Origin of the sequence: Alkalibacter saccharofermentans DSM 14828, assembly GCF_900128885.1 — a bacterium.
GTDB classification, from domain to species: Bacteria; Bacillota; Clostridia; order Eubacteriales; family Alkalibacteraceae; genus Alkalibacter; species Alkalibacter saccharofermentans.
Genome location: NZ_FQTU01000003.1, coordinates 155,067 through 177,312, shown reverse-complemented (window position 1 = coordinate 177,312; position 22,246 = coordinate 155,067). Strand labels below are relative to the sequence as shown.

Genomic DNA, 22,246 nt, shown 5'->3' with positions numbered 1-22,246 from the left:
TTATTATATTGCATATAATTATTATAAATTATTAAATGCATTTTGTATCGCTTTATCCGCATAATCTTGATTTTTTTCCTCAGATATCCCCATATGCTCTACCCATAAAAGGTACTCTATGTTTCCTTTCGCTCCTTTGATCGGCGAATAATCAATGCCTTTCGGAGTTAATTCGTTATGAGAAAAATAACCTGTTATTCTTTCGATTACCTCCTTATGTATCCCTGGGTCTTTTACTATGCCGTGCTTGCCGACTTTATCCTTACCCGCTTCAAACTGAGGTTTGATCAGCACCACGCCCTGACCTTTGGGCTTTAAGAAAAGCTTGATTTTATCAACCAGCTTGGTAACCGATATGAAGGAAACATCCATAACCAGGAAATCTACTTTTTCTCCAACTTCTTCAAATTCCATGTGTCTGAAATTTTTCCTCTCCAACGATACCACCCTGGAGTCAGTTCTTAGTTTCCAGTCCAATTGACCGTAACCTACGTCTATTGCAAATACCTTTTTAGCTCCATTTGCAAGCATGCAATCTGTGAATCCTCCTGTTGAAGCCCCTACATCCATTGCTGTTTTTCCCTGGAGATCCAATCCGAAAACTCCTATTGCCTTTTCAAGTTTAAGCCCGCCCCTGCTGACATATGGACAATCCTTTTGCTTAACCTGTATTTGGTCCCCTTCTTTGACTGAAGTGCCCGCCTTGTCTGCAGTATGACCATTTATGCTTACATTTCCCGCCATTATATTCCTCTTGGCTTGTTCCCTGCTTTCAAAAAATCCATTATCATGGAGATAAACATCCAATCTAACCATTTTCCCTACCGCCTTTCATCTTTCCAAAAGGACTTTTTACAAAAGATATCACATGACCGAATCGATACACGATCTGAGTGCTGTGCTCCATAGCGATGTTCTTGCCTATGGCCTTGCCTCCTACTGTAACCGCCGCCAGCAAACCATTTAAAATTACTGCCAATATAGTAGTCTCAAAAAAATCGAAGCTGCTTCCTATCTGAAAAACGATACTTATGGCGGTAGCCCCACTTACAATCCCACATATGTCTCCTACTACGTCATTGCAAAAGTTTGAAACCTGACTGGCATTCTTAACGATATCCACTGCTTCCTTAGAACCCCTGACCCTGTTTGCAGCCATAGAATTGAATGGCGTAATGTTGGCGGACGCTACGGCAATTCCAACCATGTCAAAAAATATCCCGATCGATACGATAATTACCAGGATAAAAAAAGAAACCAAAATATCCGAATTGTTAATGAACAGCTCGGAAACGAGGTTTATGCCGATAGAAAGAAAAAAGGTCCATATTGTTATAAATACCAACCATCTTCTTTGTTTTTCAATTTTTATTTCCTTATTCGATTTTCTATTTCGCTTTAAATTGTTGCTGTTGTCTTTCAAGATTTCCTCCGTATGGAATTATTGAAATATGGTGGCAGCACTTCAAGTAAACTTTGCGCCATAGGTCCAGCAGGTTTTCCCAAAAAGAGACCGATTCGTCGCCAAACCGGCGGTTTCCCTTGCCCTTTTTTCGTCTTGTCGCCAGAGACGAGGCTGGATTGCCACTCAGTACACACTGTAATCCTCGAAGTGCTTCCAAAGGAACAGTCTAGGAGTTTTCCTCAACAGTCACATCGCTTCCTAGCCTCTTTTGCAAGATAGGTTTCGAAAAGCAATACCCGACGACTTTGAGCTCAAAAGCCAGCCGGACTGATCTTATCATCTCCCTACCTCACTCAAGGCAGGCTACGCTGCTTCCATATCTTGCGACACTTCCGCAGGTTTCTCCCGGTTTCCCGGGTCTCCGCGGGAGCAGGGTCTACGCCCGCATGCCATTGCGGATCGCCCCATCCCCCTTTACTCCCTGTAAAAGCCCCCAACTGGGCGTCGAAAGCCAATACAAGAAACTTCATCGATGTGCCCTTTGACGGATTTTTAGCCCCGCCTTGAGAAGCGATAGATCTGACTAGAATACTGCGCCACCATATTTAATAAGTGAATTATACCATATACATATTTTGTTTACAAACTATGCTCATTCAGTTGGCGACCGGTATCTATTCCGCCATCATCATTATACGCCCTCTTGCTTAAATCCTGTTTAAATCAGTAATCCCGGCTACACAAAAAACTGGTCAATTTAACCAAAAACTCGGTATCGGCTTCAGCTTTTTTTAAGTTGATCAAAGCTTTCTCATAGAGCCCGTCCACGATTTTCCTGCTTTTTTCTATGCCATAAACCGATGGATAAGTAGTTTTTTTATTCTCCAAGTCCTTCCCTGATTTCTTTCCGGTTTTTTCCACATCTCCTGTCACGTCGAGAATGTCATCTACTATCTGAAACGCCAATCCCATTTTGTCGCTGTATGCTTCCAGGTTTTTTATTTTATCTTGGTCCAGCTCAGAAAAATAGGCTCCGGATAGAACAGAAGCTTTTATAAGCGCCCCGGTTTTTCTTTCGTTGATGCTGTCCAAGGTTTTTATATCTATATTCACATCTTCGTTTTTAATATCATCCACTTGCCCACCTATCATCCCCTTGACTCCCGCAGCTCTTGAAATCTCCCTTAGCGCCAGCACATAGCCGGGATTCTCCGATGCCATTCCCTCTATCATTGTCTCGTAAGAGTAATTTAGCAACCCGTCTCCTGCTAAGATTGCAATATTTTCGCCATAAACCTTGTGGTTAGTAGGTTTTCCTCTACGAAGATCGTCATTGTCCATCGCTGGAAGGTCGTCATGGACCAGAGAGTAGGTATGTATCATTTCCATAGCACAAGCAAGTGGCATCGCTTTTTTATAATCCCAGCTTCCGAATTTTGAAAATTCCAGTAACATTACAGGTCTCAGCCGCTTTCCTCCCGCCATCAGGCTATAGCTCATGGACTTGTAGAGTTCAGAGGGTATCTTGCCTTCGAGTATTTCCATCTGATCTTCAAGCCCTCGCTCCACCTCATCCTGCCTTCTTTTGTATTCGCTCTTAAACTCCATTTTCTTCTCCTTCGTCAAGGGGCTCTTCAGTCATCTCTCCGTCCTTGGAAACCAGCTTAACTACCTTCTTCTTTGTGGTCTCTAGCTTACTTTCGCATTCCTTTATAAGCTTCATGCCTTCCTCAAAATACTTAACGCTCTCATCTAAAGACACCTGGTTTCCCTCTATGTATCCGATGATCTCCTCTATTCGTTTAATATTGTCTTCAAAAGCAGTTTTTTTCATATCCCACTATCCTTTGCTCAATATTTTTGATATCGCCGTTCCGTCTTTAAAAACTATTTCCACATTCTCACCTGGCGATACCTGATCTATGCTTCCGATATACTCTCCTTTTGCACCCTTTATAACTGCATAACCCCTCTTAAGTACATTTTCAGGATTCATCCCCTTAAGCTCGGAACGATAACCTTCCAACAAAGTCTTTTTTAGGTCAATCACCTTCATGACAGACCTTTCAAGGTCTGTTTTCATAATGTCCAAGGTCTGAGTATGTCCGGAATAAAACATTTCCGGTTTCGAAAAGAAATAATTTCCTCTCAGCCTGATCAACATCTCTTTACTGATGGCGAGCTGTGACAGCATATCCTTTGAAAGTCTCTTTTCAAAAGACATTAATTTGTCTTTCAGCTCTGCTAGAGAAGGAACCACCAATTCACCCGCCGCCGAAGGTGTGGGAGCCCTTAGATCTGCTGTAAAATCACTGATAGTAAAATCCGTCTCATGACCGACGGCACTGACTACAGGTATGATGGAATTATGTATGCTTTCTGCTACAATCCTTTCATTAAAAGCCCACAACTCCTCAATAGATCCTCCACCTCGTCCAATAATCACTACATCTACTTCATTCATGACATTGAAAATATCGATACCGGCAGATATTTCACCAGGAGCTTCTCTTCCTTGCACAGAAACCGGCATTATATAAATTTCAACGTTGGGAAATCTTCTGCTTATAACTGAAATCATGTCCCTAATGGCCGCCCCTGTAGGCGAGGTGACAACGCCGATTTTTTTAGGTACCATTGGAATCTTCTTTTTTTTCAAGGGATCGAACCATCCCAGAGATTCAAGCTCAGATTTTAGTTTTTCAAACTCCACATACAAATCTCCAAGGCCCTTTTTTTCGCACTTTTGCACGTAAAGCTGATACTGACCGTTTTTTTCATAAACGGAAATATTCCCATGTAAAATCACTTTGTCTCCATCACCGATGCTTGGAGATGATGCTGCTGCATTTTTAAACATCACGCAATTCAGCCTGCTCTCATCATCTTTAACTGAAAAGTAAGCATGCCCTGAAGAATGTAATTTGTAATTGGATATTTCCCCTTCTACGATTACATTTTTTAATATCACGTCGTTATCAAATATGCTCTTTATATATTTTGTCAATTTGCTGACGCTCAAAACCCTTTGCCTCATTTGCACCGCTCCTCAAAATGGTCTCTCCCAATGAGTGCAACCCCGAAAGCATTATCAGTGCAGTCCCCGGGAGCACAAAAATAACCATTGACATTGCTTTCAGCCAACTTCTTTTTTACAGATTCCCTTATGTACCTGTTAGACGCAACGCCCCCGCAGACCAGCAAATCAGCAACAGATGCTTCGCTGCATCTGTCTACGCCGACTTCAGCCAATAACCTGGATGCATTTTCAAATGCTGTTCGAATCACGAGAGCTTTGTCATCTGTCTCCTTGTATAATCTATAAAGATAAGTCTCCAGACCGGATAAGTTTATTCCACGGCTGTTTCTGTTTGACTTGTAGCTGATTTTCTTCTCAAAAGATCTTTTGTTTTCCACATCTAAAAACTGCTCCATCCATCTGCCAGCAGGAAATGGGAAGCCCATTTCAACTCCGATTCTATCTATCACTTGTCCTAGACTTATATCTAACGTCTTGTCGACGATTACTTCCTTAATAAAGCTCTTGTTCCACTTATATTCTACGAACTCTGTGGTTCCTCCGCTTATATGAACCCCTATAAACCCTTCCGATATGCCGTCATTTAAATTCAAGGCCGCTCTTATATGGCCTCTTTGGTGGGAAGTTTCCACAAAACAAGCACCTAAAGCCGATGCCAAAAGCATGCCAATATTTTTCGACACCTCGAACACAGGCATATATGACCCTTCGGCCATTCTCGGTTTGCTGCTCGCAGCTACCACCGATACCCTGCCTTCAAGACAATCCATGGTTTTTGCCAATTCTCCTAAATTTTTTATATGCTGAAACACCGCTTCCTGTTGCCTCAATCCTCTTTTGCCTTCCCCGACTCTCAGTGGGATTCTCAAATCCCATACCCTTGTTCCCATTTCATCTACAACAGACAAGGATGTAGTGTAATTGCTGGTGTCTATGCCTAAGAACAGATTACTCTTCATTTGATTCTAGATTGTCCAAAACTGCATTTATGTATTTAGTGGATTTTTCGTCCCCAAACTTGGAAACCAAATTAAGTGCTTCATTGATGACTATGGCCTTTGGGGTATCTTTCAGGAACAAAATCTCATAGGCGGCGATTCTCATCATGGCGGAATCTATTATATTAAGCCTGTCCAAGGTCCAGTTGATTAAATGTTCATTGATCCTTTCGTCCAACACCTCCCTGTTGGAGTCTATGCCCTTTAATATTTCTTCGATAAACTCCCGGTCGCTATCCGTCAATTCCTGATATTTCGGTTCCTCCACCATGTCCCTGTACCTATCGATAGCTTCTGTCGCATTTATCAGATGACCTCCCTCTTCAAAGTTCATTTGATAAGCTATCTTTAACACCAGCTCTCTAGCAAATTTTCTACTCATTATGTTTCCTCCGTCTTGCTTAAAATTTTCAACATAACAATACCCCTGCAAGTTGAATAACTCAAGGGGCAGTTGTTTTTTAGTCGATTGTTGCCTTCATCCTAACACCATCTACATTTACATTGACCTGAATCACCCTGGTACCGGTCATAGCCTCCACAGTAGTCTTGACTTTTCTCTGAACTTTTTCAGCAGTTTCCTGAACCTGAACTCCAAAGTCCACGTCAACGTAAAGATCTATTATCAGCTCGTCATCGCTTCTGACTACCCGAACTCCTTTGGAGCCACTTTTCTTTCCAAGCTTTTCTGCAATCCCTCCGGTTATCCCATGATGCAGGTGGGCTACACCTTCCACTTCGGTTGCCGCCAGGTTTGCTATTGACGAGACTACATCTTCGCTGACGACAACATTTCCTTTAAGATCCTCGTTATATTCCATAGGTTATCCCTCCGTAGAACTATAATGGTATATTCTTATAATACCATTATAGTTTCAATCCATAAAAAACACAAATATTTATTGCCTTTTCATTGCAGGAAGGCAGTTTCAGCTCTATTTGTAACATATGTTCGATAATGAAAATATGATATCCTTTACAAATGTTTTTTTGTGTATATTTCCTTGTATTAGAATTTGACGTGGAATATAATGAACTCGTCACATATATAACCCCTTATTCTTATAGAAATTATACCCCTTTTTTCTATAAGATAAAAAATCCCCAGTTAAGACTATGATCCCCATAGTCTTAATTTTTTTTGCCTAGATTTGAAGCAGCGGGTCCTTAAATTAAGAACCCGCTGCCAGTTTATCAATAAAATTTCGAAAGGGTATATTTTGCAGCCTTATCCAAGACTCCCAGCTGGTCAAGGTATGTAAATACCGTAAATCTGTCCCTGATAAAACCTGCCTTTAGAATCATCTCTTCAAGATAGTCCTTATCTACTTCATATCCTTCCGGCTCCAGAGGAAGACCAACTATTCCTAGCCACTCCTTAACATCTTCAGGAGATGGAGCGTATTTCTTCACTGCATCTGCTATTTCATCGCTTTTCTCTTGGGATAAGAATTCTTCGCATTTTAGCAGGTATTCATAAAGATAACTTAGTATCAAAGTTCCGAAAGCTACGGTGACTCCATGAGATGGAATTATTTTCCCCTTCTCGATATCTTTCATTACCATGTAGTGGGATATCAGATGTTCTCCTCCCGATGCAGGTCTGGTGTCATCTGCCAATGACATGGCGATACCTGAAAGCACAAGGGCTTCTATCAGATATACTATAGACTCTTTATCCCGCTTTGAAATCTTGACAGCATTTTCAAGACATATGTCCGTGGAGCTTTCTACCAGCTCTACAGTCTTGTCACACCAATACTCACCGGTAACAACTCTCGAAAGTGCCCAATCGGCTAAAGCAGTCTTTTTCCCGGCGATGTCACCAAATCCTGCCTGTATCATCTCATAAGGCGCATTCGCTATAACATCTATATCTCCGTAGATAGCATTAACCGGAAAAGCCTTGATTGTTTTTTTTGCTCCCTTGACAACCAGAGATGACCCTGCCGCAGCATAGCCATCCATTGAAGGAGCAGTAGCTACCGTGACCACCGGAACCTTCATCCTGCTTGCAGCAAACCTAGCCAGATCGCTTATCGTACCTGATCCTACAGATATTATTCCATCGGTATTTCTATCACTGTCCATCAGTATAGCTCCAACAGCTTTTTCATCGGGAACCAATTTTTTATCAGTAAATCTAGATACCGTCAAATTATATCCCGCACTTTTTAGTTCTGCGATTACTTCATTATTTATCTGTTCGTCAGTGTGGCAATCAACGACTACAAGAACCTCCTTTCCTTCTATATATTTAGATGCTATTTTCGATATATCCCCTGCCTTAAATAAGAAATCTACATCTTTTATCGGTACATAGTGAGTCCTTCCACATTCGCATGGAATCTCTGTGTTTAGCAATGTCTTATAGCTTTTCATATAAATCCTCCTATCGAATATTTGATTCAAATCTCTTCTTTGAGCTCCTTGACTGAATTAAAAATGAAATCTGCCATGATTTCTGACTTGTCGTAATCCTCCATCGTGGTTTCACCTGATAGGACCAAAACTGATTTCACTCCCAAGTCGTATCCCATTTTTATGTCCGTGTATAGCCTGTCTCCTACCATGGCAACATCGTTCTTTGTCAATTTATACGTATCTAATATTGCGCTAAGCATGTGATCTTTAGGTTTTCCTATTACCACAGGCTCTTTCTCCGTAGCAGCTTTTATGAAAGCGATCATTGCCCCAATATCAGGCATGAATTTGCCACCCTCCAAAGGGCAGTTGAAATCCGGATGCGTGGCTACATAGGGCAGTTCTCTGACGTAATCACAGGCTGCCCAAAGCTTGTCATATGTCAATGTGGTATCAAAACCCAATACTACGCACTCAATGCTGTCATTTCTTTCGGTAAACACATTAAACCCTGCATCTGTGAAGGCCTTTTGTAAGGAAGGTGTGCCTAAAAGGAAGATGTTTTTGTAGGTGGTGTGCTTTTTTAGGTAATAAATCGTTGCATCACCAGATGTAAATATCTCATCCTCTTTAGCGTCGATCCCCAATCTCGTCAATTTTTCTATATAGGCTTCCTTGTTTTTTGACGAATTATTAGTCAAAAAAACATACTCTTTACCCTTATTTTTGATCTCCTGTAAAAACTCCTTCGCACCGGGTATCAATTCATCACCCAGATATATGGTTCCATCCATGTCAAGCAAATAACAGTTCACTTTATCCAAACTCACAACATTACCTCCCGCAACCTCCCACTTAAGGGATGGTCGATATTTTTTTGTATAAAAAAGACCGCAATAAACCGTGCACCTTATGGTGACAGTTTATCCACGGCCTTCACTTTATCACTGGCACATTTCAATTGTATCGCAAAACCATTACCCAATCAAGGTTTCTTGAAGTTCTCTAAGCTTATATATAAGAGTAGTCTTGTCTATTTCTATATCGTCATAGGTGATTACTTCTCCCGTTTTCTTAGGCTTAATAAGCTTGGTATTCTTAGTGATAAGGCCCAAAGGAACGGCATTTTCAGCCTTCGCATTTTCATAAGTATCAAAACTTCCGTATACTGTGAATCCACCTATTCCATCAAGCATATCTCCGGCGCCAAGATCTTTCTTTGCTATGGTAATTGTTTCTGCTACAGGCTTTCCTGGAAGCGGAACGATTGTAGGTTCGTTGTAGATTACCGCTCTAGCTGCAGAAAGTGGTGTCTCCAGGCTTGTCAGGTGATAAGGTCTGAACAACACGTAGTTTGGTCCAGGTCCCATGCTCAAATACTGCATTTCGTGGTGGATCTGTGGAAGATCCGTAGTTACGATTACGAATACACCCGGTGCAACTCCGTTGACGTAGTCAACGATTTTTGTGTTGTTAAGCATTCCGCCATTTTCTTTAAGCTGGAACAGTTTAGGCAGCTCGCTTACAACTGCTGATGGCGCATGGCCTCCTCTAACATCAGGCAAGTATCCTGTCGCATTAGCCATAGCTGTCATCTCAACCATTGTTTTTGTTCCATCTTTGAAAGCTGTAAGCATTTTAGGGCTTACTCCTTCTCTCATAGCTTGCTCATATACTGTTTCAGGATTGCAGCCCGCTACAACGGGATTATTCTTTCCTTTACCGATTGCAACTATATCCATTCCCATGCCGTCAGCAAAATCGTAAAGTTCCATTACAGAGCCTGGCTCGTCTCCTGCAGAACCAGTGTAGATCACGCCCGCATTGTCGGCAAGCTTCTTAAGGTAAGCGCCGATTACTACATCGGTTTCAACGTTAAGCATTACAACATGTTTCTTGTTCATAATTGCATCAAGAGCAATCCTCGCACCTACATCCGGAACGCCTGTAGCATCTACAACAACGTCTGTCAAGTTAGCAGCTGCAGGTATGTCGGCATTTGCAGAAGCTACGTACTTGCCTTGCTCCATAGCGATATTAGCCTCTGATAAAAGGTCTGTCACTACGATATCATCTTTGGCCACCCCTGCCAAAGTGTAGGACTCTATCGCGTTGTCAACGTTGATGTCGACTACTATCGCCGGTATCATGCCTTTCATTTTCATTACCTGGCTGACCATTCCTTTGCCCATTTGTCCCGCTCCGATAAGGCCAAGCTTGATAGGCTTTCCTTGCTCTTCCAGCGCTCTAAGTTTTCTGTTGATATTTAACATCTGCATTGCCTCCCAGTTTACATTATTGTTATATATTCACCGATTTTTATTTCCGGATTGCTTTCCCCTTTTAAATGTATTGTTCCCGGAAGTTGTGGATCTTCTGAACCGTCAAATTTCAAAGAACAATGTCCCATTTTCTTTAGTGTGTGATTTGCTTCATCCCCTACAGCTGAAACAAAATATTCTTTCCCACATATTTCAACCAAATCCCCTATTTTAACGTCTTCTGAAAGATTGGACGCTTCGTGAAGCACAGATATTTCCTTTAATTCAGGTGGTGCATTATCATTAAAAATTATTAGCATGTCCTCAGTTAGAAAATCTAGAGCTATGTCTCCAATTCCTGTAATTTTAACGTTATATTTCATTTCACCCTCCAAGTTTAGCTATTGAACGATTTTTTGCATACATTCAAAATCATTCAACCGCCATTTTCCTTTTGAGCACCAAGTGCCACTTTATATTCAAACCTAACATCTTTAATAGACTGGTGCGACGCTTGGCGTCGCACCAAAGAAATTTAAAACAATCCAAAGCTTGCTGCCCATGCTATTACTACAGCTATAGGGCCTGTTATGACTCTAGAAAAAAGTACCGCTGGCACACCGATTTCAACAGTTTCAGGTTCTGCTTCTCCCAAGCTAAGTCCTACAGGGATAAAGTCGCAACCAACTTGTGGATTTATCGCAAATAGTGCAGGAAGAGCGTATTGAGGTGGTATTGTTCCTCTTCCTATTTCAACACCTAGGAAAACCCCTACTACCTGAGCAATAACCGCTCCCGGTCCAAGGATCGGCGATAATACGGGAAGCGCACATATCATACATACAACCAATAATCCTGGAAGGCTTCCTGATATCGGCGCAATCGCTTGAGCTATAATCTCGCCTATACCTGATTCGGATATAATACCAATCAACATCGATACGAATGCCATGAATGGCAGGATGTTGTTTATAACCATTTGTATTGTTTGTCTTCCGGCTGCAAAGAACTTCCCTACTACTCCACCGACGCTCTTGCCCATCCTTACTATAAAACTGCTTTTGCCGTTTCCATTACCGTTTCCATTACCGTTTGATGAAGCTTTTGAAGCAGTGCTGGAAGAGCTTTCTGACTTAGCTGTTTGAGTTACTTGTGCACCCTCTTCAGCCAGTGTTACATTTTCTTCCTTGACTCCTGAAACGTAAATGTCTTCCTTGATGTACTGAGCCAAAGGTCCTGATTGACCTACCGGAGTAAGATTTATGGTATATACGCCCTTTTTAGGATATACTCCACATCTCGCTGTTCCTCCACAATCTACTATAGCCACAAATATCTGGTCATCCGGAACAGAAGTTGCAAAACCATCTACCGTCTCGCATCCTGATAATTCAGCCACTTTTTGGGATATGGGATCTATTCCTCCACCAGTAACAGAAACTACCTTGTTTCTCTTTGAATCGGGCTTTATCACCAATGGACCGCCCCAACCGCCTTTTCCTTTTTCGATTCTAATAGTATTGTAAGCCATATCAGTTCACCTCTTTTCTTGCAATCATCATGAAAGTAATCTTTTCTGTCACGATACCTCTTATAAGTATTACTACTACACCTACTAAAAAGTATCTGACCGCAAGACCTGCTATTGACAAGCCCAGCTCTGTTATTCCGCTGGAGATTCCCAGCCATACAAACAGTTCTCCTGGATTGCCATGGGGAAACAATCCGGTTATAGGATGACAAAATGATACTGCTGCATCGTAGAATGCAGGCTTGTATTTTTCCTCCAAGAACTTACCGAATGAGTATGCCATCGGGTTAGTCAAGAAGAACATCGCAATAACGGGAAATACCGTGTACCTCGTTATTATATTGCCTGTCATCTTTTGGGCAAATCCTTCCACCTTTTCTTCTCCGACAATCATGATTATAGAGTTTACAAAGGTAATAAGAACTACCAGTGTTGGGATTATGCCTGTTACCAATCCCATGAATGTCGCTCCACCAGCGTTGAACAAGCCGATAAAGCCTTCTGCCAAGTTAGCTAAAAAATCCATCTAAAATCCTCCTTGTTAATTATATTTAACAGAATTATATAAATCCTGTCATTTACGTCGCAACCGAGCTTTCGCTGCCTTCTTCAGAATCTTCTTCCATGGAACTAAGCTGATCCTTCATTGTGTTTATTGCCGTCTCCACGGCTTTTCTTATCTGTTTGTTCTTTATGTTTTGCGTCCACTCATGGGATTGATATACATTCTTCCCATTAAAATCATCGATGTTCTTAAACCTGTTGAAAACCGTTCTTCCTGCCATGCATCTGGTTTCTGTGATATTACCCTTATCGTCTAGAGACATTATTACTATGCATCCGGATTTTATTCCTCCCTTTGCTTGGCCTATCAGCATGTCTCCCTTTCTTCTGATTTCGGAGACATTTTTTTTATAATTCTTAATCTGAAAAAACGTCATTGCCCCTTGCACTATGAATAGAGCAAAGAATATAAAAACCAACCTAGTCATATTTTCCATTTAAAACCCTCCTCGGATCCTTCATCAAGCCAAGTTTCTGGCAATACTGATATCAGTAACCAACACGTTTATTAAGTCTGTATTCAAAATCCCTTTTATCGCATCAAGCTTATCTATGTGACCTGCTATTCCAACTTTTAATGGGGTTCTTCTGATGTTGTCCAGAGAAATTCCTATGACTCTTTGATTTGATTCGAATTTGTCACCGTTTCCAAATTTATCTACAAATATGTTGCAGACGTCTGCAACTGCTCCTTTTTCGGCAATCTGCTCCAGTTCTTCATTTGTCAAGAACTCTGCAATCATTTTTACGCTAGATTGCAAGGTAGATGATCCTATCCCCATTAGTGCTATATCAAGCTTATCAGTCAAAGAGAGAACCGACTTTATTCCGGGATCTTCAATCAGCATTTTCTTATTTTCAATTTTTTCAACTATTGCCGGAGCGTGAAGTATCTTTGAGTTTCCTTTTAAGACTCTGGCAAAGTTAAGGGCTATATTGTTAGTTTGAATATTCGGCATATACTGGCCGTTTCCTCCTACCATGGGTACGAAAGTTATGTCGTTGTTTTTTGTGTTTTCAATGTACCTTGGTATTTCAGCTAAGGTGGTTCCACTGGAAACGCCAACTAGCATCCCTTGCTTTAAGACCCTGGTCAAATATTTGGCTGCTTCCTTAGCCAAAGCCTTTTTGATATCGCTTTCATCTTCGGAGCCCAAATCTGCAATTATGACCTCAGTCAAACCGTATTTGTCTTCAATCTTCTTCTCAAGCTCTAAGATTTCTTCCGGGTACGGATTGTTTATTTTGAATTCAATTATCTTCTTTTCCTTAGCATAATTTATGATTCTTGAGACTGTAGCTTTGGATACGCCAAGTTTTTCCGCTATTTCATTTTGTTTCAAATTATCTTCATAATGCATTTTGGCACATCTAACCATTAGGCGGACATCATATCTGTAATCCATAGCGAATTTCCTTTCACAATCATTCGTGTGAAATTCGTTTCACACCTTGATATTCATTTCTTGCTTAAATAATACCCTGTATGAAAACGAAAGTCAACACTTTTTATTTAATATTTTGTTACAATATTTTATGTCTTTCCGTTTACATCTCGTTACATGTTGGAAAATCAAGCTTTTTAAAATTTTCTCAACCGGGTTTTCAAAATACATTTTCATAAAATGTTGTTTTTTTAAACCATTGTTTTATTGTCTTTGGCAAATTCAACTGAAAAAAGGACCAGCCTACAGACCGGTCCTTTTAACCACTATTACAAAACAATTTCTTCCTTTTTTCTTTGCTTTGTACAAAGCGATATCCGCAATATTTAATAACTCTTTGTATTTCGTTTTGTGTACTGGGGCTCCTACAGTGACCGTAATATTATTTTATACCTGTGAGTATTCATGACAAATATTCAACCACTATGTTAAAGCATATGGACGATGTAGCTGCGTCATCCTTGATAATGATGAGCATTTCATCTCCCCCATACCTGTACATGCCTTTGATGCCCATATCTTCTTTTAACAAAAATTCTGCTAGTCTTTTTAATGCCGCATCATCTGCCAATTGACCTTATGATACTTGCATTCTTATGTAGAAACGTGATCTTTTAGAGTTTTTTTCTTTAAGTTCTTGTTTGCGACTGCCATCATGAGTTTTATTCTGTTCAACTGGTTGACTTCGCTTGCTCCCGGATCATAATCAATAGCAGCGATATTGGCATAAGGATACATGGCCCGTATGGGCTTCATCATCCCTTTGCCCATTACGTGGTTGGGCAGACATGCAAATGGCTGCACGCACACTATGTTTTCGATGCCTTCTTCAATCAACTCCATCATCTCAGCAGTCAAAAACCACCCTTCTCCTCCCTGATTGCCTAAGTCTATAAGCTTTTGAGCCATTTTAGCCTTATGGGTTATGGGGGTCGGGGGTCTAAACCTTTCGCTTTTTTCTAGACACTTTTTCATTCTGCTCCTGTACCATTCAATTAGTCCGATAAACCTGCTGCTGTTTTTCATGGACTTTTTGCTGGTATAAAATGCATGGTGTTTATAAACTCCGTTGTACGCGCAGTAAAGGAAAAAATCTAAAATGTCAGGAACAACTACTTCAGCTCCTTCTTCTTCAAGAACGTTTATTAAATCGTTGTTTGCAGTGGGATGGTACTTAACCAAAATCTCACCAACAATTGCAACTTTGGGTTTTATCTCGCTTTTTAAGGCAAGAGCGTCAAACTCGTTTACTATTCTTTCCATATTTTTACCAAACTCTATAAGATTTCCTGACTCTATGTTTCCCTTAGCCCGGTCTCTCCATTTTTCATAGAGCTTATTGGCAGATCCTTTTGTCTTTTCATAAGGTCTTGTCTTATACAAAACCCTCTGGAACAAATCTCCATAAACCATAGCCATGATGCCTCTATTGACCATGGGGATAGAAATCTTGAATCCGGGATTTCTCTCCAACCCTGTCAGGTTGGCCGAAATAACAGGTATGTGTCCCATATTGCTGTCGTTTAGTGCCTTCCTGATAAATCCAACGTAATTAGAAGCCCGACAAGGTCCCCCTGTCTGAGACATGACCAAGGAAACATTATCCAGATCATACTCCCCTGATTTCAAGGCATTCATCATCTGCCCAATTACAAGTATGGAGGGATAACAAGCATCGTTGTTAACGTATTTTAGCCCTTCTTCTATTGCGTTGTTGTCTACATCCGGCAGTACTTTTACATTATATCCCGACTTGGACATAGCCCCTTCGATGAAGTCAAAATGTATAGGAGACATCTGAGGTACCAACAATGTGTGGTTCTTTTTCATTTCAGCAGTGAACTTTGGAGGCTTAGGCCTTTTCTTAACATTTCCGATCTGGTAATTATTGCCAACCCTATCATCCATGGCCGCTTTAAGGGATCTAAGCCTTATTCTTACAGCACCGAGATTGTTTCCTTCGTCAATCTTGATTAGCGTGTATATTCTGCCCTTTTCTTTAAGAAGTTCCTGGGCCTGATCGCTGGTTACAGCGTCTATGCCGCAGCCGAATGACGTTAACTGCACGAATTCTATATTCTCATTTCGTGACGCGAACTCCGCAGCGGCGTATAGTCTGGTGTGATACTTCCATTGGTCGAGAACCCGCAGCGGTTCGCTCAATTTTCCCAAATGAGATACTGAATCTTCTGTCAAAACCGCCATTCCCATATCTTTTATCAGATTCGGTATTCCGTGGTGTATCTCGGGATCCACATGATATGGTCTTCCTGCAAGGATTATTGCCTTTAGATTGTTTTTATTTATGTATTCAAGGGTCTCCTCGCCCTTTTTCATGATTTTTTGTCTGAACGAGACTCTTTCGTTCCATGCCTTTTTGCAGGCTGATGCTATATGCTCCTTTTCAAATCCTCTTTTTGCGAATTCTACAACAAGTCTGGTCTTTATCTTGTCATAGTTCTCCATCGTTATGAAGAAGTTTACGTATTCCGTCTCAGATATGCCTATATCATCCAGGTTATGCTTTATGGTCTCGGGATATGAAGTCACTATGGGACAGCTATAACAGTTGTCTGCTTCTTTGAATTCTTTTTCCTCGTAAGGTACGCAGGGGTAGAATATCATATCCACTCCTTGTTTTAATAGGTTCACGATATGTCCATGGACCAATTTAGCAGGGTAGCACACGGATTCAGAGGGTATGGTCTCAATTCCCTCTTCAAAAATCTTTTTGTTGCTGTGGGGCGAAATTACTACATTATAGCCCAAATCAGTAAAGAACGTATGCCAGAAAGGGTAGTTTTCGTACATGTTAAGTACCCTTGGGATTCCAACAGTGCCCCTGTGACTTTCATGCTTTTTATTGTTTTCATAAGCAAACAGCTCTTTATATTTATAATCGTAAAGGTCGGGCATTTCGGGCTTTTTCACTCCACCCAATATACCCAGTCCTTTTTCGCATCTGTTTCCGGAAATGTACTTTCTTCCATCAGAAAACTTGTTGACTGTAAGAAGGCAGTTGTTTGTGCATGCTTTGCACCGTTTAAATTTGATGTCTATATTAAATTTTTCCAGTTCTTGAGACTTTAACATGGACGATTCTTCGGATCCGTCGTATCGTTCCCTGGCTATCAAGGCGGCACCAAAAGCCCCCATTATTCCGGAAATATCCGGCCTTATGACATTCCTTCCAGATATTTTCTCCAACCCACGGAGTACCGCGTCGCTGTAGAAAGTACCTCCCTGGACGACTATGTTCTCTCCCAGTTCATCCATATTCCTGATCTTGATTACCTTTTGCAAAGCATTCCTTATGACAGAATAAGACAACCCTGCAGAAATATCTCCTACGCTTGCTCCCTCTTTTTGTGCCTGTTTCACCCTGGAATTCATAAATACCGTACATCTTGTTCCAAGATCTACCGGGCTGTCGGCAAGGAGCGCCGCATTTGCAAAGCCTTGCACATCTAAGCCTAAAGATTTTGCGAAAGTCTCCAAAAACGACCCGCATCCGGAAGAACAAGCTTCGTTCAATACTATATCGTCAATTATTCCGTCGACGATTTTTATACACTTCATATCCTGTCCACCAATGTCCAGTATGAAGTCCACCTGAGGAAGAAAGTATTTTGCCCCCTTGTAGTGGGCCATGGTCTCTATCTCTCCAATGTCTATTTTTAACGCTGATTTAATAAGTGCTTCGCCGTATCCCGTCACTGCTCCATTTACTATCTTAATGTCTTCGTGAATAAGGGAGTATACTTCCTTTAGTATCCCAATAGCTTGATTTAACGGACTCCCCTGATTTCCGCTATAGTAGGTGTAAAGAAGTTGGCCTTCTTCCCCTATCAGCGCCGCCTTGGACGTGGTTGACCCGGCATCAATTCCAAGATAAGCCTTGCCCTTGTACGAAGATATATCCTCTCGCTTGACTTTTTCCCTTTCGTGCCTTTTCCTAAACTCCAAAAGATCCGCTTCGCTTTTAAAAAGAGGTTCCAGCCTATGTATTTCCTTTAACTGTACATCACCCATACCGGAGGTTTTTTCCATGATTTCCCCCAGGCTTGTAGTTTCATGATTTTCAAATGAATCGAATGCTGCTCCTAGAGCGACAAAAAGCTGGGAGTTTTCCGGAAACCTTATCTGGTCGTCCTCCATCTCCAAAGTTTCTATGAATCTCTTTCGGAGCTCTGATAAAAAATACAAAGGACCTCCCAAAAATGCAACATTCCCCACTATAGGTTTGCCGCAAGCCAATCCGCTTATGGTCTGATTTACCACTGCTTGAAAGACGGAAGCAGCGATGTCTTCTTTTTTTGCCCCTTCATTTAGAAGCGGCTGTACGTCGGTTTTAGCAAATACTCCGCACCTTGAAGCGATGGGATATATAACCCCGTATTCCTTGGCTAAATTGTTGAGACCAGATGCGTCACACTCCAAAAGGGAAGCCATTTGGTCTATGAACGCACCCGTGCCTCCAGCACAAGTGCCGTTCATTCTCTGTTCTATGGAATGGTCAAAGTAAGTAATTTTAGCATCTTCTCCGCCAAGCTCTATAACTACATCAGTATCAGGGATAGTCTTTTCCACTGCCAATGTGGATGCTATGACTTCCTGTACAAATTTTATGCCCAGCCATTTAGAAACAGACAACCCTCCGGAGCCTGTAACGGATGCTTTAAGTTCAATATTTCCTATTTGGTCGTAGGCTTCTTCAATTACCGATTTTATCGTCGATTTTATGTTCGACAAATGCCTTCTGTATACGCTGTATGTAATTTTATCATTTTCCAGAACCACAAGTTTAATCGTAGTCGATCCTACATCCAGTCCCAAATTGTAGCGCTTTTTATCTGACATCAATTGCTTATTCCTCCCAATATGACTTTACAATCAATTTATATATCTTATTCCTATTAGCGTCATTTGTCAATATCTTCATGTTCAATCTTTTCCATCATCATATATATAGGCTTTAGCCTTTTGTAAATTTTTGCATACCCCTTTTCGTACAGCTGTGCGTAAATATCGGAAGTATTTCTGTCAGGGCTGAAAACATCCTTAACTTTAACCATGGCATGGACAGCTGCTTCAAAGCTATCATAAACGCCCATACCTTTAAATGCGCATATGGCCGCACCCAATCCTGAAGTTTCCTGGGTCTGAACCCTATATGTCTCTCTATTTAAGATATCCGCCATAATCTGGCATATTTCATCACTTTGGGCTCCTCCCCCTGACATGGCGGCCCTGCTTATCTTCACATTTGATTTCTTCTGGATTTTCTCCATTCCTTCTTTGAGTGCAAATCCTATGCCCTCAATTATTGCTCTGTATATATGAAACCTTGTATGATCTTCCTTGAACCCGATAATTGAGCCCCTTGATTCTGGTCTCGTAAGCTCATTGCCCCAAAATGGTTGGAGCATTAACCCGTCACTGCCAGGAGGAATCATTTTCAAGCCCCGATTCAACACATCCTCAGGTGCTTCTCCCGTGACCTGTGCCTTTTGGATTTCCCTGAAGGCAAATTCATTTTTAAACCATGAAATCATCCAAAAGCCTCTGTATACGCTGATTTCAGGATTGAATTTCTTATCAATGGCCGAAGGAAATGGCGGTATGAAAGGCTGAACCTCGTAATATCTCTCCGACATCGTCTCTATTGTAGCTTGAGATCCCAAAGAAACGCTTGCAATCTCTTCAGATACGCATCCCGTACCCAGTGTCTCACAGGCTTTGTCAGACCCTGATGCTATTACAGGCAAGTCCACCGGCAATCCGGTCTCAAGAGCGGCTTCTTCAGTTATTTTTCCTATAACCGTCCCAGCAGGAACTATATCGCAGAGCTTCTGTGACGGAATCTGGAACACTCTGCCCTTTAGCCCCCATTTCCCATCCCACACCTGCTTTTTATAGTTAAATGGCAGGTGACCAGTCTGGCCGGATACAGAATCTATAAATTTTCCGGTGAGCTTATAGTTTAAAAAAGAAGAGAGCATTAGATATTTATGAGTTTTTTCCCATATATCACTTTCATATTCCATAATCCAGTGAGCAGGACAGCTCCTGCTGAAATTCTCTATCGTCTTTCTCATACCTACCGCACTTGTTCCCCAGGAATATAATCTTCCGATAGGTTTTGGGCTGGCTATTTTTCTCTGATCCATCCACAGTATGGCATTTCTTAGAGGTTCCCCCTTTATGTCCACCGGTACGCAGGTGTCCCTTTGAGTAGTTATGGCAACACAAATGACAGAATTGAAATGCTCCGGATGATTTGCCTTCAGTCTATTGCAGATTAATCCGGTCTCCTTCCAATAAAGCAAAGCGTCCCTTTCAGCCCAATCCAGTTCCGGAGACACATAGGGAGGATCATATATTATTTTTTCTTTTGCCAGCAAGTTTCCGTTTTCATCGAATATCATACCCCGAATGCTTTGTGTTCCGCAATCAAGGGACAGCACTGTTTTTTTCATAAACCCAGACCCAACTCCTTCGCCGGTTGATTTCACCATCCATGATTATATCATATATTATTAAGATTAAAATTTAGTTAATTTCAATCTTAGGTAAACTCCATTCGTTGACAACGGATACTACTGATATATAATATATTGTAGACATATAATCTAGGAGGCTTGCTAATAATGTTGGACCAATTGTATTCTAAAAAAATATTGACCCTCAAAGAACATCTGCTTGTAACAATAGGCATAATCAAATCATCTATTAGTATTTTCTTGTATCTGGCTGCAATACCTTTCATAAGCTACAGTTTTTTATTTATTTACATGGGGGATGGAACTGTGGAAGCCGTCCTGGCCATTCCCGATTCCATTATAACCACCATATTCCTTCTGAACTTCGTGGTATTTCTAATTATGATACCTTTTGTCATGATTGTCTCCAGAAATTTTATCGAAAACCGCAAGTTTGCATTCCTTGAGATTTTCGTGCTTATCGGACAAAAGCTGTTTATGCTGCTGACCGGGTTTTTAATGTTGCTTTTAGGTTTTTTTGCCCTTTCGCTACTAGCAGGAAGCCTCTTTTCTCTTTTTAGCAATTCTGTCGTATTCATGATGGTATATATTGCTATAATGCTATCAGCTTACATGAACGTAATTTTTTGGAGCCATTTTGTGGTTCTTGAAAACACCAGGGTTAGAGAAGGTTTTGTCAAAAGCCACCAACTCCTAAAAAGATACGCTAAACACATGCTGTTAAATTTATTGATCGTTGTCTCAAGTGTTTTTTTGATTTTAAACGGTGTCGATTATCTTTTGTCCCTTGTGATAAGAAACGCCATGATATCAAATTTAACCATGGCGTTTCTTCAGAGTATTCTTTTGATAATAACACAGGTATTCATAACAAGTATGTTCATTAATTTTACTAAGCAATCTAAACTTATATAAGACTATCTATGATTTTATAGGTATCCTCAGCTATAACCTTCTCCTCATCCACCTTTGTCACTAAAACACTGGTCTTGGAATTGGAAAAGGTTATGGCTCCCTCACCGGTAAATTCCCTGTTCTTTTCAACATCAAGGTCAATTCCCAAAAACTCCAAATTTTCAAGAACTTTTTCCCTTATGTACCAGGCATGCTCGCCGACGCCGCCGCCGAAGGCCACTACGTCCACGCCACCTAATACAGCGGCGTATGCTCCGATATATTTTTTTATTCTGTGGCAGACCACATCGATAGCATTTTTTGCCCGATCATCCCCTTTGGATGCGGCATCATAAATCTCCCTCATGTCGCTGCTTATCCCGGACATTCCTAACCACCCGCTCTGTTTGTTGGCCATATCGTCTATGTCTTCAGGGGTTAAGGCTTCTTTTTTCATCAAAAATGTAAACACTGCAAGATCCGTATCCCCGGATCTTGTAGACTGTATCAAGCCTTCCAAGGGGGTAAAACCGGTGCTGACCTCACATGATTTACCATTCATAGAAGCGTTAGCCGTAGTTCCGCTACCTAGCATCAGGAGTATTATTTTTTTCCCATCCAGGCTTTCACCAAGTATCTTTTTACAATCCTCAAGCATGCTTCTAAAGGCGATTCCATGGAATCCAAATTTTCTGATATTGTATTTTTCGGCGTACTCATAAGGAATTGCATAGGTGTAAACAGCTTTAGGCAATTCATGATGATATCCATTGTCAAAAACCGTTACTTGTGGCACTCCCGGCATCAGCTTTTTGCAAGCTTCTATACCCGCAAGATGAGCGGGATTATGCAGTGGAGCCAAGTCGCATATGGACTCGATATAGTCAATCACATTTTCATCAACCAATACCGAATCGCTCATTTTGTCTCCCCCATGTACGACCCTGTGCCCAACCGCAGCAATATCTTCCATGTCCATTATCTTGTCTTGACCTTCAAATAATCGTCTCAACATTGACTTTATACCCTCTTCGTGGTTTCTGACAGGGATGACTTCAAAAAAATCATCCCTCCCTTTAGCCTTGATGCTGAAATGAGCATCCTCTTTCCCGACCCGGCCTATACTGAATTTTGCAGCTACGTCGTAATCGGGCATTTTTACCAGCTGTCCCTTTATGGATGAACTTCCGCAATTTATAACCAACATGTTCATGGTCTCAAACCCTTTCCTTTATCAGCTT

Annotated in this window: 21 protein-coding genes; 1 reads left to right on the top strand and 20 read right to left on the bottom strand. The window is 41.2% G+C overall.

The window, feature by feature from the left end; all coding sequences use genetic code 11:
- Nucleotides 1–21 precede the first annotated feature (21 nt).
- From BUB93_RS03780 to BUB93_RS03695, 19 genes are all read right to left on the bottom strand, one after another.
- Complete coding sequence (locus BUB93_RS03780) at nucleotides 22–816, bottom strand: TlyA family RNA methyltransferase (protein WP_073269747.1); 795 nt, start codon at nucleotides 814–816, stop codon at nucleotides 22–24.
- A complete protein-coding gene (locus BUB93_RS03775; protein WP_073269746.1) occupies nucleotides 809–1,423 on the bottom strand; it encodes a hypothetical protein in 615 nt (204 codons plus the stop codon). Before BUB93_RS03775 ends, BUB93_RS03780 begins: the two co-directional genes overlap by 8 nt.
- A 705-nt stretch (nucleotides 1,424–2,128) precedes the next feature.
- Nucleotides 2,129–3,013: a polyprenyl synthetase family protein gene (locus BUB93_RS03770; protein WP_073269745.1), complete on the bottom strand. Its 885-nt coding sequence runs from the start codon at nucleotides 3,011–3,013 to the stop codon at nucleotides 2,129–2,131.
- Nucleotides 3,003–3,239: an exodeoxyribonuclease VII small subunit gene (gene xseB / locus BUB93_RS03765; protein ID WP_073269744.1), complete on the bottom strand. Its 237-nt coding sequence runs from the start codon at nucleotides 3,237–3,239 to the stop codon at nucleotides 3,003–3,005. The genes BUB93_RS03770 and xseB overlap by 11 nt, the downstream gene beginning before the upstream one ends.
- 6 nt (nucleotides 3,240–3,245) lie before the next feature.
- Entirely contained in the window at nucleotides 3,246–4,442 is a 1,197-nt protein-coding gene (gene xseA, locus BUB93_RS03760) for an exodeoxyribonuclease VII large subunit (protein ID WP_073269743.1), read from the bottom strand.
- The gene (locus tag BUB93_RS03755; protein ID WP_073269742.1) at nucleotides 4,439–5,404 is read right to left on the bottom strand and encodes a hypothetical protein; all 966 of its coding nucleotides are present in this window, start codon (nucleotides 5,402–5,404) and stop codon (nucleotides 4,439–4,441) included. Before BUB93_RS03755 ends, xseA begins: the two co-directional genes overlap by 4 nt.
- Entirely contained in the window at nucleotides 5,394–5,825 is a 432-nt protein-coding gene (nusB, locus tag BUB93_RS03750; protein WP_073269741.1) for a transcription antitermination factor NusB, read from the bottom strand. The genes BUB93_RS03755 and nusB overlap by 11 nt, the downstream gene beginning before the upstream one ends.
- A 79-nt stretch (nucleotides 5,826–5,904) precedes the next feature.
- On the bottom strand, nucleotides 5,905–6,264 hold the full coding sequence (locus tag BUB93_RS03745; RefSeq protein WP_073269740.1) for an Asp23/Gls24 family envelope stress response protein: 360 nt from the start codon (nucleotides 6,262–6,264) through the stop codon (nucleotides 5,905–5,907).
- 373 nt (nucleotides 6,265–6,637) lie between these two features.
- Entirely contained in the window at nucleotides 6,638–7,825 is a 1,188-nt protein-coding gene (locus tag BUB93_RS03740; RefSeq protein WP_073269739.1) for a sn-glycerol-1-phosphate dehydrogenase, read from the bottom strand.
- A 26-nt stretch (nucleotides 7,826–7,851) separates the two neighbouring features.
- Nucleotides 7,852–8,637: an HAD-IIA family hydrolase gene (locus BUB93_RS03735; RefSeq protein WP_242945322.1), complete on the bottom strand. Its 786-nt coding sequence runs from the start codon at nucleotides 8,635–8,637 to the stop codon at nucleotides 7,852–7,854.
- A gap of 147 nt (nucleotides 8,638–8,784) precedes the next feature.
- Nucleotides 8,785–10,080, bottom strand: coding sequence for an NAD(P)H-dependent oxidoreductase (locus BUB93_RS03730; protein WP_073269738.1), 1,296 nt, complete (start codon nucleotides 10,078–10,080; stop codon nucleotides 8,785–8,787).
- A gap of 17 nt (nucleotides 10,081–10,097) precedes the next feature.
- Nucleotides 10,098–10,451, bottom strand: a complete 354-nt coding sequence (locus BUB93_RS03725) for a PTS glucitol/sorbitol transporter subunit IIA (RefSeq protein WP_073269737.1) — start codon at nucleotides 10,449–10,451, stop codon at nucleotides 10,098–10,100.
- A gap of 152 nt (nucleotides 10,452–10,603) precedes the next feature.
- Nucleotides 10,604–11,599: a PTS glucitol/sorbitol transporter subunit IIB gene (gene srlE / locus BUB93_RS03720; RefSeq protein ID WP_073269736.1), complete on the bottom strand. Its 996-nt coding sequence runs from the start codon at nucleotides 11,597–11,599 to the stop codon at nucleotides 10,604–10,606.
- A 1-nt stretch (nucleotide 11,600) separates the two neighbouring features.
- The gene (gene srlA, locus BUB93_RS03715) at nucleotides 11,601–12,125 is read right to left on the bottom strand and encodes a PTS glucitol/sorbitol transporter subunit IIC (RefSeq protein WP_073269735.1); all 525 of its coding nucleotides are present in this window, start codon (nucleotides 12,123–12,125) and stop codon (nucleotides 11,601–11,603) included.
- Between the two features lie 52 nt (nucleotides 12,126–12,177).
- Nucleotides 12,178–12,600 (bottom strand): transcriptional regulator GutM, encoded by a 423-nt coding sequence (locus BUB93_RS03710; protein ID WP_073269734.1) that lies wholly within the window; start codon nucleotides 12,598–12,600, stop codon nucleotides 12,178–12,180.
- Nucleotides 12,601–12,624: 24 nt separating this feature from the next.
- A complete protein-coding gene (locus tag BUB93_RS03705; protein ID WP_073269733.1) occupies nucleotides 12,625–13,569 on the bottom strand; it encodes a sugar-binding transcriptional regulator in 945 nt (314 codons plus the stop codon).
- 442 nt (nucleotides 13,570–14,011) lie between these two features.
- The gene (locus BUB93_RS11360) at nucleotides 14,012–14,179 is read right to left on the bottom strand and encodes a hypothetical protein (RefSeq protein WP_159432055.1); all 168 of its coding nucleotides are present in this window, start codon (nucleotides 14,177–14,179) and stop codon (nucleotides 14,012–14,014) included.
- Between the two features lie 23 nt (nucleotides 14,180–14,202).
- Nucleotides 14,203–18,468: a 2-hydroxyacyl-CoA dehydratase gene (locus tag BUB93_RS03700; RefSeq protein ID WP_073269732.1), complete on the bottom strand. Its 4,266-nt coding sequence runs from the start codon at nucleotides 18,466–18,468 to the stop codon at nucleotides 14,203–14,205.
- 62 nt (nucleotides 18,469–18,530) lie between these two features.
- Nucleotides 18,531–20,087 (bottom strand): FGGY-family carbohydrate kinase, encoded by a 1,557-nt coding sequence (locus tag BUB93_RS03695; RefSeq protein WP_073269731.1) that lies wholly within the window; start codon nucleotides 20,085–20,087, stop codon nucleotides 18,531–18,533.
- A 171-nt stretch (nucleotides 20,088–20,258) separates the two neighbouring features.
- On the opposite strand from BUB93_RS03695, the gene BUB93_RS03690 reads away from it, so the two are divergent.
- On the top strand, nucleotides 20,259–21,026 hold the full coding sequence (locus BUB93_RS03690; protein WP_073269730.1) for a hypothetical protein: 768 nt from the start codon (nucleotides 20,259–20,261) through the stop codon (nucleotides 21,024–21,026).
- On the opposite strand, the gene BUB93_RS03685 is transcribed toward BUB93_RS03690, so the two are convergent.
- Nucleotides 21,019–22,218 (bottom strand): acetate/propionate family kinase, encoded by a 1,200-nt coding sequence (locus BUB93_RS03685; protein ID WP_073269729.1) that lies wholly within the window; start codon nucleotides 22,216–22,218, stop codon nucleotides 21,019–21,021. The two genes, BUB93_RS03690 and BUB93_RS03685, sit on opposite strands and share 8 nt — an antisense overlap.
- Nucleotides 22,219–22,246: the final 28 nt, after the last annotated feature.

Coding starts and splice junctions, on each gene's coding strand:
- BUB93_RS03780 (WP_073269747.1), bottom strand. CDS start 816: ATGGTTAGATTGGATGTTTATCTCCATGATAATGGATTTTTTGAAAGC.
- BUB93_RS03770 (WP_073269745.1), bottom strand. CDS start 3,013: ATGGAGTTTAAGAGCGAATACAAAAGAAGGCAGGATGAGGTGGAGCGA.
- xseB (WP_073269744.1), bottom strand. CDS start 3,239: ATGAAAAAAACTGCTTTTGAAGACAATATTAAACGAATAGAGGAGATC.
- xseA (WP_073269743.1), bottom strand. CDS start 4,442: ATGAGGCAAAGGGTTTTGAGCGTCAGCAAATTGACAAAATATATAAAG.
- BUB93_RS03755 (WP_073269742.1), bottom strand. CDS start 5,404: ATGAAGAGTAATCTGTTCTTAGGCATAGACACCAGCAATTACACTACA.
- nusB (WP_073269741.1), bottom strand. CDS start 5,825: ATGAGTAGAAAATTTGCTAGAGAGCTGGTGTTAAAGATAGCTTATCAA.
- BUB93_RS03745 (WP_073269740.1), bottom strand. CDS start 6,264: ATGGAATATAACGAGGATCTTAAAGGAAATGTTGTCGTCAGCGAAGAT.
- BUB93_RS03740 (WP_073269739.1), bottom strand. CDS start 7,825: ATGAAAAGCTATAAGACATTGCTAAACACAGAGATTCCATGCGAATGT.
- BUB93_RS03730 (WP_073269738.1), bottom strand. CDS start 10,080: ATGTTAAATATCAACAGAAAACTTAGAGCGCTGGAAGAGCAAGGAAAG.
- BUB93_RS03725 (WP_073269737.1), bottom strand. CDS start 10,451: ATGAAATATAACGTTAAAATTACAGGAATTGGAGACATAGCTCTAGAT.
- srlE (WP_073269736.1), bottom strand. CDS start 11,599: ATGGCTTACAATACTATTAGAATCGAAAAAGGAAAAGGCGGTTGGGGC.
- srlA (WP_073269735.1), bottom strand. CDS start 12,125: ATGGATTTTTTAGCTAACTTGGCAGAAGGCTTTATCGGCTTGTTCAAC.
- BUB93_RS03710 (WP_073269734.1), bottom strand. CDS start 12,600: ATGGAAAATATGACTAGGTTGGTTTTTATATTCTTTGCTCTATTCATA.
- BUB93_RS03705 (WP_073269733.1), bottom strand. CDS start 13,569: ATGGATTACAGATATGATGTCCGCCTAATGGTTAGATGTGCCAAAATG.
- BUB93_RS03700 (WP_073269732.1), bottom strand. CDS start 18,468: ATGTCAGATAAAAAGCGCTACAATTTGGGACTGGATGTAGGATCGACT.
- BUB93_RS03695 (WP_073269731.1), bottom strand. CDS start 20,087: ATGAAAAAAACAGTGCTGTCCCTTGATTGCGGAACACAAAGCATTCGG.
- BUB93_RS03690 (WP_073269730.1), top strand. CDS start 20,259: ATGTTGGACCAATTGTATTCTAAAAAAATATTGACCCTCAAAGAACAT.
- BUB93_RS03685 (WP_073269729.1), bottom strand. CDS start 22,218: ATGAACATGTTGGTTATAAATTGCGGAAGTTCATCCATAAAGGGACAG.